The sequence below is a fragment of the Pseudoalteromonas sp. SCSIO 43088 genome (genome assembly GCF_023650795.1).
GTDB classification, from domain to species: domain Bacteria; phylum Pseudomonadota; class Gammaproteobacteria; order Enterobacterales; family Alteromonadaceae; genus Pseudoalteromonas; species Pseudoalteromonas shioyasakiensis.
In genome coordinates, this window is record NZ_CP072675.1 from 1,899,265 (window position 1) to 1,916,380 (window position 17,116).

Below are 17,116 nucleotides of genomic sequence, written 5' to 3' on the forward strand. Positions count from 1 at the left end.
GGTTTCTGACAACGAAAGAAGGTAGGTTATGAGTAATCCAAATAACGTATCGCTAAACATTAATCATGAACTGTCATTTATTGATGGTCACGCATTAACGATCCCTACATTAAGTATTCTTAATGAGGAAGGCGACATCTACGAAGGTGCAACCGCACCTGATATCGACAAAGCAACGGCAATCCGCCTATATGAAACAATGCGTTTTATTAGAGCACTTGATGAGCGTATGCAAGCAGCACAGCGTCAAGGCCGTGTTAGCTTTTATATGCAATGTCTAGGCGAAGAAGCGGCTGTAACAGCATCAGCTGCAGCGCTCGATCAAAACGATATGATCATGGCCCAATACCGTGAGCAAGCAGCTTTACGTTATCGTGGTTTTAGCCTTGACCAATTCATGAATCAAATGTTCTCAAATGAAAAAGATTTGGGTAAAGGTCGTCAAATGCCAATTCACTATGGCTCACGCGAACTTAACTACATGACTATTTCATCACCGCTTGGTACACAAATTCCGCAAGCAACAGGTTATGCATATGGCCAAAAAGTTCGTCATATTGATGCCCAAACAGGTGAGTTAAACAGCACTATTGATAACATCACTATTTGTTACTTTGGTGAAGGCGCTGCATCCGAAGGTGATTTCCATGCTGGTTTAAATATGGCCGCAGTTCATGAAGCACCGGTAATTTTCTTTGCCCGTAACAATGGTTATGCGATTTCTACACCTGCTGACGAGCAATTTAAAGGTGATGGTATTGCATCACGTGGTGTTGGCTATGGCATTAAAACAATCCGTGTTGACGGTGCTGATGCACTTGCTGTTTATGCAGCAACGAAAAAAGCCCGTGAAATTGCGACTACCAAAGGTGAACCTGTTTTAATTGAATCGATTGCCTATCGTTTAGGCGCTCACTCAACCAGTGACGATCCAAGCGGTTACCGTACAAAAGATGAAGAAGCAAAACATAAAGGCTGTCCAATCGAGCGTTTCCGTAAGTGGCTATTAAAGCAAGGCTGGTTAGACGAAGCGCAAGACGCAAAAGACAAAGAAACTATTCGTGAAGAAATTTTAGCAGCCCTTAAACGCGCTGAAAAAGTTGAAAAGCCAGCATTAGAAGACCTTATTTCTGATGTTTATGATAAGCCAATCCCATCACTGCAAAAACAATATGAAGAACTAAAAGAGCACATTTTGCAGCATCCTGATGCTTATCCAACAACTGCAGGGAGATTAAAGTAATGGCTAAAATGAACATGCTTCATGCAATTAACTCTGCCCTTGATATCACCATGGCAGAGCATCCAAATGCATGTATTTTCGGTGAAGACGTTGGTTATTTTGGTGGTGTATTCCGTGCTACATCTGGCTTACAAGAAAAATATGGTAAGCATCGTGTGTTCAATACACCGTTAACTGAGCAAGGTATTTTAGGTTTTGCTAATGGTTTAGCGGCGTTTGGTGCGCCTGCATTAGCTGAAATTCAGTTTGCAGATTATATTTTCCCTGCATTTGACCAAATCGTGAATGAATCAGCTAAGTTCCGTTACCGTAGTGGTAATGAATTTAATGTTGGCAATCTAACAATTCGTACACCGTACGGTGGTGGTATTGCAGGCGGCTTATATCACTCACAATCACCAGAAGCTTATTTTGCTCACACACCGGGTTTGAAGTTGGTGGTGCCACGTAACCCATATCAAGCAAAAGGTTTGCTTCGTGCATCGATTAAAGATGATAACCCTGTTATTTTCTTTGAGCCGAAACGTTTGTACCGTGCATCAACAGGTGAAGTTCCAGAAGAAGATTACAGCATCGAGCTCGGTAAAGCTGAAATCGTGCAAGAAGGTACTGATGTCACTGTACTTGCTTGGGGTGCACAGATGGAAATCATCGAAGACGCCGCTAAAAAAGCTGCAGAGCAAGGTATTAGTTGTGAAGTGATCGACTTACGTACCATTTTACCATGGGATGTTGAGACCATTGCTCAATCAGTGACTAAAACAGGCCGTTTAGTGGTAAGCCACGAGGCACCAATCACGAATGGTTTTGGTGCAGAAATTGTTGCAACAATTCAACAAGAGTGTTTCTTACACCTTGAATCGCCAATTGCTCGCGTGTGTGGTTTAGATACGCCATACCCATTAGCACTTGAAAAAGAATATGTGCCGGATGCACTTAAAGTGCTTGCTGCGATTAAGCAATCAGTAGAGTTTTAGGAGTCAGTATGTCTAAAGATTTTATCTTGCCAGATATCGGCGAAGGCATCGTAGAGTGTGAAATTGTTGAATGGTTAGTTGCAGAAGGCGATTCTGTAAAAGAAGACCAGCCTATTTGTGATGTTATGACCGACAAGGCGCTTGTGCAAATTCCTGCTGTTCATGATGGTGTGATCAGTAAGCTTTATTATGCAAAAGGGGATATTGCGAAAGTACATGCACCATTATTTGCAATGGATGTTGATGGCGAAGCACCAACACAAAGCGAAGAAGTGCAAGCTCCTGCAACTCCAACTGAAGCATCATCTGAGGCGGGTGAGCACTTAGAAGATTTCATTTTACCAGATATCGGTGAAGGTATCGTTGAGTGTGAAATCGTTGAGTGGTTAGTGAGTGAAGGCGATGAAATCGTAGAAGACCAAGCTGTGTGTGATGTAATGACAGACAAAGCATTGGTGCAAATTCCGGCTAAATACACAGGTAAAGTTGAAAAGCTTTATTATCAAAAAGGTGATATTGCAGCGGTTCACAGCCCATTATTCCAAATGAGCATTGCAGGCCAAAGTGCAGAGCCAGATGTAAGTTCTGCGGTAGTTAAAGCACAAACAAATGCAGCAACTAAACCTTCGCAGAAGTCTGCGACTTCAGCAAACTCTAGCAAACAATTGAATAAGAAAGCTGTTGCTTCACCTGCTGTTCGTCGTAAAGCCCGCGAACTTGATGTTGATTTAACACAAGTGCCAGGCTCTGGTAAAAATGGCCGTATTTATAAGCAAGATATCGAAGATTTCTTGAATGAAACACCAAGCCAAGCAGCATCACAACAAGCTGCGCCAAAAGCGGCAGAGCCTGTCTCAACTGTGGCGTCTTCTAGTGGCAGTCGCGTAGAGCCTATTAAAGGCATTAAAGCGGCAATGGCTAAGCAAATGGTTGCTTCAGTTTCGACAATTCCTCACTTTACTTTCTGTGATGAAATTGACCTAACTAAACTAATTGCAATGCGCAGTGAGCTTAAAGAGCAGTATAAGCAACAGGGCGTTAAGCTCACTATGATGCCGTTCTTTATCAAAGCACTGTCGTTAGCGATTAAGCAATTCCAAGTACTAAACTCGCAAGTAAATGATGATTGCAGTGAGCTAACTTACTTTGATGATCATAATATCGGTATGGCGGTTGATTCTAAGATTGGTTTACTAGTACCAAACATTAAATCATGCCAGTCAAAGAGTATCGTAGATGTTGCAAACGAAGTGACTCGTTTAACTGAAGCAGCACGTGATGGTCGTGTTTCACCGGATGATTTGAAAGGCGGCACTATTAGCATTTCTAACATCGGTGCGATTGGCGGCACAATTGCAACCCCGATCATCAATAAACCTGAGGTAGCTATTGTTGCTTTAGGTAAACTGCAGCATTTACCTCGCTTTGATGCACAAGGCAATGTCGTTTCAGCTGCTATTATGCAAGTAAGCTGGTCTGGAGACCACCGAGTGATTGATGGCGGTACAATTGCCCGTTTCAATAACTTATGGAAGTCTTACTTAGAAGACCCTGCAAAAATGATGATGGCGATGAGCTAACATTAGTAAGCATTAAAAAACCAGCCTCGGCTGGTTTTTTTAATTGTAAATTTTGTATTTGCTATTTTCCGTAAAAATACAACCCATAACCCAGTAACAGCGCAGGTATTGATGAATACACCGTCGCGATTAAGGCCGCTTTTGGTGCTAATGCGATAGCTGGGAATAGGGCATCGCCGTCATTTGAAATTGCATTGGCTGTCATCGCACTAAATGGAATAATACCCTGAATATAGAGTGTCATTACGACGATTTGTGGCCCGCAGCCAGGTAATAAGCCAATAGCCACAGCCACCAGCGGTGCAAGATAAGCATACTCAGAAAACCAGGCTGTTAAATCAACACCGACTAGGTTAACGAGAATTTCAAACAGCATAAAACTGGCAACAACCCAGGCAGTAACAAAGTGCGTGTCCATTAATACTTTCGTGAGCTTTGAGGGAGGTGTGCAAGGCGCTTCTTCACTGGTTACTTGCTTATAACTGCTGCCTTTAGAAGACAGAGACCACACAACCACGGTGAATAGCGCCATGATTGAGCCAAACAGGGTGACGCCAGTATTAACGCTTTGACTAAATTCGCTAAGGTCAGAATTGGTAGCTATGACAGAAGCAATAATCAAGCTTGGTACTAGGGTAAACTTCCAAATAGGGCGGCTAAATTTCAAAGCGCTTGGTTGGCATTGTGGCTGCTCAGTATATTCACTTGCTTCGTCAGGTTGAAATTTATCTGGGCTATGAAATGTATTAACTATCTGACCGCTAATAATACCTACAGCAACACCGATTAACATCATTAATAAACCATCAAGCGGGCGGGTTGCTAACAGTAAAAAGGCGGCATCGCCCATGGTTGCGGTTAAGACAGCAACAACAGAGCCAAAGCTAGCCTGCTTTTTAGTAAATTGGGTTACCACAATAATGGCACCCCCACAGCCAGGCAAAGCACCTAAAATAGATGCAAAGCTCACCTCTAGAATGCCTGATTTAGCACGTAAATAGCTAAGCTGTAATTGAGGAAGTCGATCAATAAGGTAGTAATAGATTAATAAGGTGGCTGCAACAAATACAGATACTTGAAAAAAAGCATCACTCAGCGCTTGTAGGGTGAATTCTCGGCTTGCAGGTACCGCTAAAGAAATCAGTAATAAAAGGGGTAAAATTAAGCGTTTATTATCCGTAATGTAACACCTCGCTTTATTAGGAATAAACCTCGTTTGTGTTAGTGAGAGCATACAGTGCAACCTAAAAATTAATCAGGTTACACTGTATTACGATTTTAAATGAAAATCAATCTCATTTGTATCTATTTGCGTTGGAACTCAGAAGTGGCATTCCAGGTCGGCCACTCTTTACGTTCTGAGATATCAAAACCTACTTGATAGAATAACTGAAGGTCCTGAACGGCACCTGATAAATCCCATTCATCACGGTAACGGTCGCAAGGCTGATGATAACAACCACGTAGCACTAAGCTCATACGCTTACGGTAATTTGCCGTTTCTTCGTCAAGAGCTTCACTACCACCACCGGCATACATTGCTGGTACACCCATGTTTGCAAATGCAAAGTGATCAGAGCGGTAGTAACCACCTGAAGACGGTTTAGGATCACCAGATACTGTACGACCTTGAGCTTTTGCAGCTGTTTCTAGCAGGCTATCCATTTCTGATTTGCCAATACCAACAACACTGATGTCTTTTACTTTACCTAATAGGTTTAAGCTATCCATATTGATGTTAGCAACCGTTTGTGATGCTGGGATCACTGGGTTTGCAGCATAATATTTCGAGCCAAGTAAACCTTGTTCTTCAGCAGTAACGGCTAAGAAAGTCATTGAACGGCTAGGGTGCTCAGGTAAAGTAGCGAATGCTTCAGCAACTTCGATTAAACCAGCAGTACCCGTTGCATTATCATGGGCACCATTATAGATTTGGTCGCCTTTGCGGGTTTTATCAGTACCAAGGTGATCCCAGTGAGCTGAATAAATGATGTGCTCGTCTGGCTTTTCGCTACCCGGTAACGTCGCGATGAAGTTATACGAAATTGACTTTTTGATTGTGTTATTTACTTCAACACTTGCTGTTAGGTCGCCCATATCAACATGGTAAGCGCCTTTTGCCGCATTAGCTTTCATTGTATCGAAATCTAAGCCTGCTTTTGTGAAAAGCTCTTTAGCAACATCAGTTGTTACCCAGCCTTCAACAGCAACACGGTCCATGTTGTTATTTTCTTTTTGGAAACCAAATTGCTCACCGCTCCAAGAGTTTTCAACAACTGACCATGGGTAAGAAGCCGGTGCGGTTTCGTGAATGATAATCGCACCTGCTGCACCTTGACGGCTTGCTTCTTCATATTTGTATGTCCAACGACCGTAATAGGTCATGGCATCGCCGGTGAATAAATCAGGGTTTTTCGTCGCAAAACCAGGATCGTTTACCAGCATAACAACTGTTTTGCCTTTAACATCTAGGCCTTCGTAGTCGTTCCAGTTGTATTCTGGTGCATTAACACCGTAGCCAACGAATACTAATTCAGAATCTTTAATGCTTTGCTTAGCACTAATACGGCTGCTACCCATTACCATATCTTTTTTGTATTGGTAATCTTTGCCGCCAATGGTAAGTACCATGTCTGAATCAGCTTCTAGTGAAACAAGCGGTACTTCTTGTAAGAAGCTATCACCGTTACCCGGCTCAAAACCCAATGCTTTAAATTGGTCGGTTAAATAGGCAAGCGTTAGCTCTTCACCTTTAGATGATGGTGCACGGCCACCGAACTGATCAGAGGCAAGCACTTTAATGTGCTCTGCTAATTGCTCTGAATTAATGCTTTGATAGGCTTTTTCGACATCACTTGATGTGATACTTGTTGAAGCACAGCCCGCAAGGATGGCACTTGCAAGGACTGTCATTGGAAAATAGCGTTTCATAATAGCTCTTTTTTTGTTTTATGGTGGTATTAGTATATGAGGTTCTATTAATGAGAACCAGTTTTTACGGTAAACTACCCACAATACATCAAGAAGTTAAAAAATAAGCAATGAAACGATTTACTGCTCCCGAGCAATGGTCAACACAATACCTCACAACGGGTGCTTTTAGTGACCTAGCGACGCTATTTAATTTAGATAAACTGTCAGATTGGCCATCTTGCCAGTGGTTTAATCAATATCTAAATGCGAAAACTACACAGGGCAAACCCATAACCTTTGTTGAAGATGAAAAGTTTGCTGATGAAACCCGTTATTATGAGCAAATCATATTTGAGACAGGGCAAGTACCGACAAGACAACAAAATTGGCATGACCTTTTTGGTGGCTTTATTTGGTGTTTATTTCCAAAAACCAAAGCGCTGATTAATCATCAGCATATCGAAGAAATTAAACTGCATGGTCTAAAAGAGCGTAGTAAACACCGAAATGCGCTTACTTTATTTGACGAGTGCGGTGTGGTGCTGGCAATTACTGAGCAAAGCTGGCAGCAGCAATTACGCGACCACCAATGGCAGCAAGCCTTTGTAGAACAACGTGAACATTGGGGTAAAAGCATTAGGCCATTTATGTTTGGTCATGCTAACTACGAAATGCTCACTCAGCCGTATATTGGTTTAACGGGTAAAGCATTATTTGTAATTGTTCCTGATGACATATTTTGTAAAGATTTAAGCGAGCAATATGCGTATCTAGATCAACGTCTTTATGAGATGATAAAGCTTGATGATTGTTTGCATGATAATAAAAACTTATCACCCTTACCCTTGTTAGGCGTACCAGGATGGTGGACTGACAATGAAGATCCAGAATTTTACAGTAACACTGATTACTTTAGACCGAAACGAAGGAAACGCACATGATTGAAGTGGCAGGGCTTAAAAAGAAGTTTAAGCTAACAAAAGATCATAAAAAAAATAAAACGGACAACGTAGACCCCCGTGAAGATAAAGAGTTTTTCCATTCTGTAAGAGACGTCAGCTTTCAATGTAACAAAGGTGAAGTACTCGGTTTACTCGGCCCAAATGGTGCCGGTAAAACAACCACCCTTAGAATGATTTCAACAGCCTTAAAACCAGATGAAGGCAGCATTACCATCTCTGGTCACGATATCGTTAAAAAGCCATTGGTTGGCCGCAAATCAATTGGATTTCTGTCAGGTAGTACCGGCTTATATGGGCGTTTAACAGTTAAAGAAAACGTTGAATACTTTGCCCGTTTACATGGCATGAGTAAAAAAGCGGTAGCCGCTCGTTGTGATGAGCTATTCACCTTACTTGATATGCACAGCTTTATTGATAAACGCGCCGAAAACCTTTCAACAGGTATGAAGCAAAAAGCCAATATTGCCCGTGCTGTTGTTCATCATCCTGATGTGGTTATTCTTGATGAGCCGACAACTGGTTTAGATATTATGACTACGCAAACCGTAATTAACTTTATTCGCGGCCTTAAAGAGCAGGGCACACCAGTTATTTTCTCAACGCACCATTTAGATGAAGTTGCCTTACTTTGTGACCGTGTTGCAGTGATAAACCAAGGAATTAGTTGCTTTGATGGCACCTTAGATGAGTTTAAACAAACAGGTCAAAGTGAAGAATTAAACCAAGCGTTTATGAATATTTTAACGGAGAGCCGTGATGTTTGAAGTATTTAAAAAGGAATTAAAAGAGCTATTACGTGACCGTAAAACATTGATATTCGTTGTTGCACTACCGGTTGCTATCTTCCCACTTTTATTTGCTGTTATGGCCTTTATTAGTTCACAAGCGGCGTTAGAGGCAGAACAAGAGGTCCATACTTACGCTATTATCAATGGCAATTACGCGCAAGATTTTACAGATAAGGTGTTTTACCATAAGAGCTTTGCTTTATATAAAGGCGACGAAACCTTTAATACGGTAGAAGATCTCACTAAAGCGGTAAAAGCAGGCACCATAGACATGGGTATCTATTTACCGTCAGACGCTAAGCAAACGTTAGATGATGCAAAGCAAAGCGAATGGCAAGTTGTGTATAACGACGCAAAAGCAATTAACTTCCTATTTGACCGTGTAAAAGAACTGGCAAAAGAATATGGCGATACGCTGCGTACAAACAAACTATTAAGCTTTGGTGTATCAGAAGAGCAACAAGCTGCCATTATCGAGCCTATTAAAGTTGTGAAGGTCGACACTGCAGATAAACGTGAAAATCTTGGCGAGAAAATAGGTGGGTTTATTCCTTATCTACTTATTCCTCTGGTATTGATGGGCGCAACGTATCCGGCGATTGATTTAGGAGCTGGGGAAAAAGAGCGCGGTACCCTCGAAACCCTTCTACTTACACCAATCACCCGTACACAGCTGGTGTTAGGTAAGTTTGTAACCTTACTTGCTTCTTCTATTGCAACAACCACCATTACTGTACTCAGTATGGGTGTATGGATATCAGTGGCCATTGCATTTGTAGATTTAGCAGTTGTTAAAAACGCATTTAGCTCTTTAACCGTATTAGATTTAGGGCTGATTTTTGTGTTGTTATTACCTATTGCCGCAATCTTCTCATCATTAGCGTTGGCTATTTCAATTTATGCGCGAACCTTTAAAGAAGCGCAAAACTACATGGCACCACTTAGCATGGGTGTAATTTTCCCAATTATGGTTGCCTTGATGCCAAATGTTGAACTGACGAGCAAAACTGCTTTTATTCCTGTTACAAATGTAGCCTTGGCAATCAAAGAAATTATTAAAGGTACAGTTGATTACACACTCGTGGGTTTAATTTTCTTAGCGACAGTGATTGTGGCAGGTGCATTACTCGCGTTTTGCGTTAAATGGTTTAATAAAGAAGATGTCTTATTTAGATAAGAGATACTGATTTTACCTAATAATAAAGCACCATTTTGGTGCTTTATTTGTTTGTAAGCCAAGCTAAGTACCTGCTAATCCTTATTAATTAATATATTTTCTGTATACTCCGCTTTTATTACTATTCTCTCCTATACTCTAAAGCAGAGTAGAAAAGAAGGCTTTCGATTCAATGGATTCTGGACATTCAGCGCATTTCTATCAACGTCACAAATTACCAATACTTGCTTTTTGTATTCTCTTGCTATTGGCTATTTTTGTAACTGTAAAGTATGAATACGACCTTAGAGAGGATGTGTTCAGCCGCACCTTTGAACAGATGCAAAGAGAGCTCGACACTAAAGAAAGTGTGCTAAAAACAAGTTTAAGAGAGAATATTTCTGCACTTAACTTTTTAGATTCAACGCCGCCAGTGCTTGCAATTATGCGCGCAACCAATGATCAAAATATAGATCCCGTTTTAGGCACGCCTATCTCGGCATGGAAAGATCGCCTAGCTAAAATCTTTACTGGTTTTATGACAACAGATAAAGACTTAGCTCAGGCTCGTTATATCTACATTGCTGATAATGGCAAAGAGGTTGTACGCGTTGATAGTGTGAATAAACAGGTCTTTAGAATTAGTGAGGAGGACTTACAACACAAAGGCCAACGTGATTACATGCAAATTACGGCAAAGCTTGAAAATGGTCAAATCTACTTATCACCAATTAACTACAACCGCGAAAATGGTCGTTTACAACAGCCTTATACCAGCACATACCGGATTGCAAAGCTGGTGAAAGATAACGAAGGTAAGCCCTTTGCTGTTCTTATCCTCAATTATTATGCAGAAGATCTTATTAACAAGCTAACAAGCAAATCATCAGATAAATTCTCTGTTTATCTGTTAAATGCTCAACAACAATTTATCTATCATCCAGAGGAATCATACCGTTTTAGTTTTGAGTTAGATGATCCACATTATTGGTCAGAGGAATTTAGTGCCGACCTCAAAATTAGTTCAGTTGATTTTTTTGACGTAGTAAACCTACCTGAAAAACTTTATCTAGATAAAATTATTGAGTTTAAAGATGGTGTACATATGCAGCCGTTTACACTGGCTGTCTCTATAAGCACTGATACACTGCTGAATGAAATACATCAAAAACGATTAAGGTTTATTGGCATTTTATGCTTAATCATTTTAGTTGTGCTGATGTTATTTATAATCTATCAACGTGACATCAACAGAAAAATTGAGCTCAGTTTTCTAAAAGAAAAGAACAGTAAAATTATAGAAAACTCAACAGATGCCATTATTATGGTTCAGCCAGATGGTGTTATTTGTAATGCCAATGAAACGGCACAAACGTTTTTTGGTATAACAGAACAAACCACCCACTTTGATACATTGTTTAATTATAACGATGAAGATTTTCAAGGGATTGCACAAGCCATTAAAGAAGGGCAGCGGTGCTCGTTTGAAGCGGTTCACATCAGCGAGCTAAGCACACATTATTTCTCGATTACCATGACACCTGTTTTTGATGCAGCAAAACAGCAATATCAAATAGCGGCAATACTACGCAATATTGATTCACTTAAGTGCGCTCAACATCAACTAGAAAAGCTTAATGTGACATTAGAAGAAAAAGTGAAAAGCCGCACAGCCGAGCTCGAAAAGGCCACCGAAGAAGCATTAGCTGCAAGTAAAGCTAAAAGTGAATTTGTCGCCAATATCTCCCATGAAATCCGCACCCCGATGAATGGCGTACTTGGCATGCTCGAAATGCTTGAAGAAGAGCCATTATCTACTCAGCAAATGCAATACTTACATTATGCAAATACCAGCGCTAACTCATTGATGACACTGATTAATGACATTCTAGATTTTTCAAAAATTGAAGCTGGTAAACTTGATTTAGATAGTCACGAATTTGATGTCGTTTCAGTGTGCAGTGATTTAATAACATCGATGGCTGTTCAAGGTCAGAAAAAAGGTATTGAGATACTGTTCGATGCGCATGATATTACTCAGCGAACCGTGATGGGGGATAGCCACCGCTTAAAACAAATTCTCAATAATTTACTCAGTAATGCATTTAAGTTTACTCATAAAGGTCATGTTAGTTTAACGGTTAAGGAACAGCTGCATACAGATAAGTCGCTTTGCCTAAGCTTTGTAGTTGAAGATACAGGTATTGGTATTTCGAAAGAAAACCAAAGTAAATTGTTTGAAGTGTTTACTCAAGAGGACTCAAGTACAACACGCCATTATGGTGGCAGTGGTTTAGGCCTTTCAATAAGCCGAAAACTCGCTCAGTTGATGGGCGGTGATATTATCGTTGAAAGTTAAAAGGAAAGGGCAGCCGCTTTTGTGCCAGTATCACAGTATCACTCAGTGCCTCATTAAAAGAGCAGGGGGCGATTACGGCTTTGAATAACAAACACGTTGGTTGTGCAGTTTTATATGATCTGCTTGGTCAAAACATAGAAACCCAATTAGAGAAAACTTGTCAGCCTCAGCCATCGAATGTTTCTCGATTAAGTGATATACCTGACAATGTTTTCAATGAGTTAGATTTACTTATCATTGATCATAAACACCCAGAACTAAACAATGTGTTGAGTTTTGCAAATAAATACTCCGACACCTGTGTATTAATTTTAGGTGTGATGGCATCACTTAAACAAAAAGAAACATTACCGAGCAATTGTACTGTTATTGCAAAACCTGTCACTCCTGATGAATTAGCCTACAAACTCGCTGTTTTATTTAATAACAATGATTCTGTTATTGAGCGTAAAAATACAGATACAAAAGAAATTATTGAGCTTGATTTAACATCTCGTTCAGTGCTTATCGTCGACGATAATATGATTAATATTGAGGTGAGCAAAGCGATCTTAAGAGATAGCTATGTTCATATTGAATCAGCCAGCGATGGTCTTGAAGCAATTGAGGTATTGAATAACAGCGAAACTCAATTTGATCTGATCTTAATGGATTGCCAAATGCCAAACTTAAATGGGTATGACTGTACCAAAGCAATCAGGCAGGGAAAAACAGGTGAGAAATACCAAGATGTGGTGATCATAGCCATGACCGCAAGCGCGATGGCTGGCGATAGAGAAAAATGCCTCAGTGTTGGTATGAACGACTATATCACCAAGCCAATTAAACAAGCCACATTGCGTAAAAAGCTCTCAATGTGGCTGAAGACTTAAGCGGCATCACGATCTTTATTAAATGCAGGTTTAGGCGTTAATGTACTAATATCAGCAGAGTGAATCACTTTTTGTGTTTCACTCCAGTGCAATAACTCAATACGGCCAGAGCTGTTTTCAACTAATGCAGTGCAGCTCTCAATCCAGTCGCCATCATTGCAATACAAAATTCCATCAACCACTTTAACGGCTGGGTGATGAATATGCCCACAAATGATGCCATCGACGGCTTGTTTTTTTGCTTCGTGGATTGCCGCTTTTTCAAATGCGTCAATTGCTTCACGTGCTTTATGCACTCGCGCTTTTATCCAAGAGGCCAATGACCAATAATTACCACCAAATAAACGGCGAATGCGATTAGTCCAACGATTTAAAAAAAGTAAAAAGTCGTATCCTGCATCGCCCGCAATACTGATTAATTTGTTGTAGCGGGTTGCTGAATCAAAATCGTCGCCATGCAACAGTAAAAACCGTTTGTTGGCTTTTGTGGTATGGATATATTGTTTATGTACTTCAATACCGAATAATGAATCATTGGCATAATGGCGAAAGGTTTCGTCGTGGTTACCCGGTATATAGATCACTCGAGTGCCATCTTTCGCTTTTTGTTGAATAAGCGCTAATACATCATAATGACTAGGGTGCCAAAAGAACTGTCGTTTCATCGACCATAAATCGACAATATCACCGACCAAATACAGAACATCGCATTCAATCGCATTTAAAAAGTCTAGTAAATACTGCGCTTGGCAGTCTTTATAACCTAAGTGAACGTCGGAAATCCAAACGGCAGGATAGTGGGTTTTACTACTGCAAGTGGTGTTATTCATGGCATTTACTCATGGTGTAATAAAGTAAATGCTAGGCAGAATCAATGACAGTTAAAAGACGCTTTAGCGAAACATCTATGACAATTAAGAAATACAAAAAAACCGCCGAAGCGGTTTTTTATATTTTGTTGAGCTGACTTAATTAGCCTTTAACAAGTGCGGCAATTTCGGAAGCGGCACTGTCTAAATCAAGCATTAGCTTTTCACCAGTACGACGGTTTTTAAGCTCCACCTTATTTTCATCAAGGTTACGCTCACCAATAACCAGCGTGAAAGGCACACCTAATAACTCCATGTCGTTAAACATAACGCCAGGGCGCTCTTTACGGTCATCAAACAACACATCTAAACCTGCATCTTTTAAACCTTTGTAAAGGTTATCTGCAATATCAGGAATACGATGAGACTTATGCATGTTCATAGGTACAATTGCTAAATCAAATGGTGCGATAGGTTGCGGCCATTTAATACCGTATTGGTCGTTGTTTTGCTCAATAGCGGCAGCTACGATACGTGATACACCTATGCCGTAACAACCCATTGTCATTACTTGGTTTTTACCTGATTCACTTAATACGCCTGCTTTCATTGCTTCTGAGTACTTAGTGCCAAGTTGGAAAATATGGCCAACTTCAACACCACGTTTAATTTGCAGTGAACCTTGGCCACACGGGCTTGGATCGCCTTCCACGATATTACGGATATCAGCCACTTCGTAGTTTTCTACATCGCGATCCCAGTTGATACCGCTGAAATGTTCACCATCTTTATTAGCACCAGCTACAAAATCAGCCATTACGTTAGCTGTACGGTCAACAATTATTGGCATTGATAGGCCGACTGGGCCTAATGAACCTGGTTTTGCGCCAATAGCAGCAACGATGTCTTCTTCTTTTGCCATTTCAAGCGGTGAGTCAACAAGCGGGTGTTTCTCAGCTTTTAACTCGTTTAGATCATGGTCACCACGTAATACAAGGGCAACTAAACCACGTTGTTCGTTTTCATCTGGTGCGCCATACACGATTAATGTTTTTACACCGCGATGAGGTTTAACACCATAGTGCTCTTTAAGCTCAGCAATTGATTTTGCATCAGGCGTTGGGAACGCTTTTAGTTCTTTGCTTGCAGCTGGGCGGTCTTCAGTCGGTGCCAGCGCTTCTGCTTTTTCGATATTTGCAGCATAATCACTTGCATCACTAAATGCGATTGCATCTTCGCCTGATTCTGCAAGCACATGGAACTCATGTGACACGCTACCACCGATAGAACCGGTATCAGCGATAACAGGGCGGTAATCAAGACCAAGGCGCTCGAAGATGTTGCAGTAAGCTTTGTGCATAACTTGGTAAGTTTTCTCTAAACACTCATCACTTAAGTGAAAAGAGTAAGCATCTTTCATCGTAAATTCACGAGCACGCATTACACCAAAACGAGGGCGAACTTCGTCACGTACTTTTGTTTGTACTTGGTAAAGAGTAAGCGGTAATTGCTTATAAGAGTTTACTTCTTTACGTACAAAATCAGTGATCACTTCTTCGTGTGTAGGGCCAAGTGCAAATGGGCGGTTGTGACGGTCATTAATACGAAGTAATTCAGGACCAAATTGCTCCCAACGACCAGACTCTTCCCAAAGATCAGCTGGTTGGATTATAGGCATTAACATTTCGATAGCGCCTGCTTTATCCATTTCTTCACGTACGATGTTTTCTACTTTTTTAAGTACGCGTAGACCAGAGGGCAACCATGTATACAAACCCGACGCAACGCGGCGGATCATGCCTGCTCGTAGCATTAATTGATGAGAAACAATTTCTGCATCAGACGGAGTTTCTTTAAGTGTTGCGAGTATATATTGACTGGTACGCATCTCTATTCCAAGTAGTGTTAAAATTATTATCGTTTACTCAAGACGTTTGAGTAATAACAAGGCGCTAAGTTTACCAGTGGAAGCACTGACACTAAAGCGCTATATGCTAAAAACTAGCATTTTTCAATGCTGGTCACTGTATTATGATTGTCCTGAACATGCCACCTAATATTAAAATCATATAAGGTCATGCCGTAGCTTTGTTCTGAGTCACGTTGCTTTTTATAAGCTGGGCGAGGATCTTGCTTTAATACATTGCTTATAAACGCTTTTAATTCAGGTTGCTCAGTTTGCTTTGCAATAAACGCAAGCGCTTCTTCACTAAACTCAACGCTCATATCGGTTTCTGGTCGGGTATCGGCAAAGCCTGCGGTGGCATCGGTCATTGCGTCTGAGTAGGGCAAATAAGGTTTAATGTCTAAAATAGGTGTGCCATCGAGTAAATCGATACCTGAAAGCAATAAGCTTAATTGACCATTTTTATATTCAATGCCTTCAAGTTTTACAGCACTCATGCCTATAGCATTTGGGCGAAAGGTTGCACGTGTTGCAAATACACCTTTACGTTCATTACCGCCTAGGCGAGGGGGTCTCACCATTGCTGAATAGCCTTTATCTGCGGTTTCATGAAATCTGAATAGTAACCAAATATGGCTAAATTCATCGAGGCCGCGTACAAACTCTTCACGATTAAAATCGCTGCTGAATACCAGCTTTGCTTTAGCCTCAGGAACCAAACGAGGTTGGCGAGGTATGGCAAACTTTTGTTTATAAGGAGATTGAATATGGCCGACGGCAGTTAATTGGTATTCGCTCATTGTGCATTGTTGTTAAGAAAATCTGCCGACATTTTACATGCAAACGTAAAAAAAGGCAGTCGAGACTGCCTTTTAATATTTAGACTATGTAGTCTAAATTAAAACATGTATTGGAATGATACAGACGCTACATCCATATCTGGGTCAATATCATCTTCTAATTTATAGCGCTCATACTCTAAACGTACTTGCATGTTTGTTGTGAAAGCATATTCTACACCTGCACCATAAAATACATCACCACCGTCTGTATCAGCACTGATACTGCCAAGCTCGCCTAGGTCTTGCTCAATTTCAGCATCCCACTCTAGCCAACCACCTTTGGCATAAACAGAAAAGCTATCTGTAATTGGGGCTGCTAAGCGTGCTGCTAATGAAACACCGTCAATTTCGGCTTTAGAATCGATATCGCTTACTTCATCAAAATTTTGATAGGCAAGTTCAAGGCTCAAGTACTTGTTAAACTGAGTACCAATATAACCTTTCAGCATTTGTGAATCGTCATCAAAGTCAGTGTCATTTTCACTGTCTTCAAACTCAAAAGAATATTGGCCGTAGCCGATACCGGTATAAATACGCGGAGAATCCATTTCGGTAATATCTGCATGTGCAGCATTATTAAAACCTAGTAGTGCTAAAGAAAGTGCAGAAAGTGAAATTGCTTTAATCATTTAATAGCTCCTTTATAAAATAAATAAACGAATGTTTCGCGTCATTCACAAGGAGTATTGCAACGGCAATGCCAAGCTTA

Annotated in this window: 14 protein-coding genes; 8 read left to right on the plus strand and 6 right to left on the minus strand. The window is 40.7% G+C overall.

Features of this window, described 5'->3' with window-relative positions; all coding sequences use genetic code 11:
- The first annotated feature begins 28 nt into the window (after positions 1-28).
- From J8Z28_RS08840 to J8Z28_RS08850, 3 genes are read left to right on the plus strand one after another with little or no spacing between them, the layout of a single operon-like run.
- Entirely contained in the window at positions 29-1,243 is a 1,215-nt protein-coding gene (locus J8Z28_RS08840; RefSeq protein ID WP_054561424.1) for a thiamine pyrophosphate-dependent dehydrogenase E1 component subunit alpha, read from the plus strand.
- Positions 1,243-2,220, plus strand: a complete 978-nt coding sequence (locus J8Z28_RS08845; protein WP_054561425.1) for an alpha-ketoacid dehydrogenase subunit beta — start codon at positions 1,243-1,245, stop codon at positions 2,218-2,220. The genes J8Z28_RS08840 and J8Z28_RS08845 overlap by 1 nt, the downstream gene beginning before the upstream one ends.
- An 8-nt stretch (positions 2,221-2,228) precedes the next feature.
- Complete coding sequence (locus tag J8Z28_RS08850) at positions 2,229-3,800, plus strand: dihydrolipoyllysine-residue acetyltransferase (protein ID WP_250660340.1); 1,572 nt, start codon at positions 2,229-2,231, stop codon at positions 3,798-3,800.
- A 61-nt stretch (positions 3,801-3,861) separates the two neighbouring features.
- Here J8Z28_RS08850 and J8Z28_RS08855 read toward each other — a convergent pair whose 3' ends face one another.
- Both J8Z28_RS08855 and J8Z28_RS08860 read right to left on the minus strand, forming a co-directional pair.
- Complete coding sequence (locus tag J8Z28_RS08855; protein WP_054561427.1) at positions 3,862-5,034, minus strand: putative manganese transporter; 1,173 nt, start codon at positions 5,032-5,034, stop codon at positions 3,862-3,864.
- A 71-nt stretch (positions 5,035-5,105) separates the two neighbouring features.
- Positions 5,106-6,731, minus strand: a complete 1,626-nt coding sequence (locus J8Z28_RS08860) for a M28 family metallopeptidase (protein ID WP_250660341.1) — start codon at positions 6,729-6,731, stop codon at positions 5,106-5,108.
- A gap of 110 nt (positions 6,732-6,841) precedes the next feature.
- Between J8Z28_RS08860 and J8Z28_RS08865 the strand changes: the two genes are divergently transcribed.
- The 5 genes from J8Z28_RS08865 (at position 6,842) to J8Z28_RS08885 (ending at position 12,850) form a co-directional block, all read left to right on the plus strand.
- Positions 6,842-7,654 carry a DUF3025 domain-containing protein gene (locus J8Z28_RS08865; protein WP_250660342.1) on the plus strand — a complete coding sequence of 271 codons (813 nt, stop codon included), beginning with the start codon at positions 6,842-6,844 and terminating at the stop codon, positions 7,652-7,654.
- Positions 7,651-8,439: an ABC transporter ATP-binding protein gene (locus J8Z28_RS08870; protein WP_054561430.1), complete on the plus strand. Its 789-nt coding sequence runs from the start codon at positions 7,651-7,653 to the stop codon at positions 8,437-8,439. Before J8Z28_RS08865 ends, J8Z28_RS08870 begins: the two co-directional genes overlap by 4 nt.
- Complete coding sequence (locus J8Z28_RS08875) at positions 8,432-9,640, plus strand: ABC transporter permease subunit (protein ID WP_054553916.1); 1,209 nt, start codon at positions 8,432-8,434, stop codon at positions 9,638-9,640. The genes J8Z28_RS08870 and J8Z28_RS08875 overlap by 8 nt, the downstream gene beginning before the upstream one ends.
- Before the next feature lie 172 nt (positions 9,641-9,812).
- Positions 9,813-11,978 carry an ATP-binding protein gene (locus J8Z28_RS08880; protein WP_250660343.1) on the plus strand — a complete coding sequence of 722 codons (2,166 nt, stop codon included), beginning with the start codon at positions 9,813-9,815 and terminating at the stop codon, positions 11,976-11,978.
- An 80-nt stretch (positions 11,979-12,058) separates the two neighbouring features.
- The gene (locus tag J8Z28_RS08885) at positions 12,059-12,850 is read left to right on the plus strand and encodes a response regulator (protein ID WP_250660344.1); all 792 of its coding nucleotides are present in this window, start codon (positions 12,059-12,061) and stop codon (positions 12,848-12,850) included.
- On the opposite strand, the gene J8Z28_RS08890 is transcribed toward J8Z28_RS08885, so the two are convergent.
- From J8Z28_RS08890 to J8Z28_RS08905, 4 genes are all read right to left on the minus strand, one after another.
- Entirely contained in the window at positions 12,847-13,680 is an 834-nt protein-coding gene (locus J8Z28_RS08890; RefSeq protein ID WP_054561432.1) for a UDP-2,3-diacylglucosamine diphosphatase, read from the minus strand. The two genes, J8Z28_RS08885 and J8Z28_RS08890, sit on opposite strands and share 4 nt — an antisense overlap.
- Before the next feature lie 142 nt (positions 13,681-13,822).
- Complete coding sequence (locus J8Z28_RS08895) at positions 13,823-15,547, minus strand: proline--tRNA ligase (protein ID WP_055198358.1); 1,725 nt, start codon at positions 15,545-15,547, stop codon at positions 13,823-13,825.
- A 113-nt stretch (positions 15,548-15,660) separates the two neighbouring features.
- Positions 15,661-16,365, minus strand: a complete 705-nt coding sequence (gene tsaA / locus J8Z28_RS08900; RefSeq protein ID WP_054553913.1) for a tRNA (N6-threonylcarbamoyladenosine(37)-N6)-methyltransferase TrmO — start codon at positions 16,363-16,365, stop codon at positions 15,661-15,663.
- A gap of 98 nt (positions 16,366-16,463) precedes the next feature.
- Positions 16,464-17,036, minus strand: a complete 573-nt coding sequence (locus J8Z28_RS08905) for an outer membrane beta-barrel protein (RefSeq protein ID WP_054561435.1) — start codon at positions 17,034-17,036, stop codon at positions 16,464-16,466.
- Positions 17,037-17,116: the final 80 nt, after the last annotated feature.

Excerpts from the sequence above, each read along its gene's own strand:
- J8Z28_RS08840 (WP_054561424.1), top strand. The coding sequence starts at position 29 with ATGAGTAATCCAAATAACGTATCGCTAAACATTAATCATGAACTGTCA.
- J8Z28_RS08845 (WP_054561425.1), top strand. The coding sequence starts at position 1,243 with ATGGCTAAAATGAACATGCTTCATGCAATTAACTCTGCCCTTGATATC.
- J8Z28_RS08850 (WP_250660340.1), top strand. The coding sequence starts at position 2,229 with ATGTCTAAAGATTTTATCTTGCCAGATATCGGCGAAGGCATCGTAGAG.
- J8Z28_RS08855 (WP_054561427.1), bottom strand. The coding sequence starts at position 5,034 with ATGCTCTCACTAACACAAACGAGGTTTATTCCTAATAAAGCGAGGTGT.
- J8Z28_RS08860 (WP_250660341.1), bottom strand. The coding sequence starts at position 6,731 with ATGAAACGCTATTTTCCAATGACAGTCCTTGCAAGTGCCATCCTTGCG.
- J8Z28_RS08865 (WP_250660342.1), top strand. The coding sequence starts at position 6,842 with ATGAAACGATTTACTGCTCCCGAGCAATGGTCAACACAATACCTCACA.
- J8Z28_RS08870 (WP_054561430.1), top strand. The coding sequence starts at position 7,651 with ATGATTGAAGTGGCAGGGCTTAAAAAGAAGTTTAAGCTAACAAAAGAT.
- J8Z28_RS08875 (WP_054553916.1), top strand. The coding sequence starts at position 8,432 with ATGTTTGAAGTATTTAAAAAGGAATTAAAAGAGCTATTACGTGACCGT.
- J8Z28_RS08880 (WP_250660343.1), top strand. The coding sequence starts at position 9,813 with ATGGATTCTGGACATTCAGCGCATTTCTATCAACGTCACAAATTACCA.
- J8Z28_RS08890 (WP_054561432.1), bottom strand. The coding sequence starts at position 13,680 with ATGAATAACACCACTTGCAGTAGTAAAACCCACTATCCTGCCGTTTGG.
- J8Z28_RS08895 (WP_055198358.1), bottom strand. The coding sequence starts at position 15,547 with ATGCGTACCAGTCAATATATACTCGCAACACTTAAAGAAACTCCGTCT.
- tsaA (WP_054553913.1), bottom strand. The coding sequence starts at position 16,365 with ATGAGCGAATACCAATTAACTGCCGTCGGCCATATTCAATCTCCTTAT.
- J8Z28_RS08905 (WP_054561435.1), bottom strand. The coding sequence starts at position 17,036 with ATGATTAAAGCAATTTCACTTTCTGCACTTTCTTTAGCACTACTAGGT.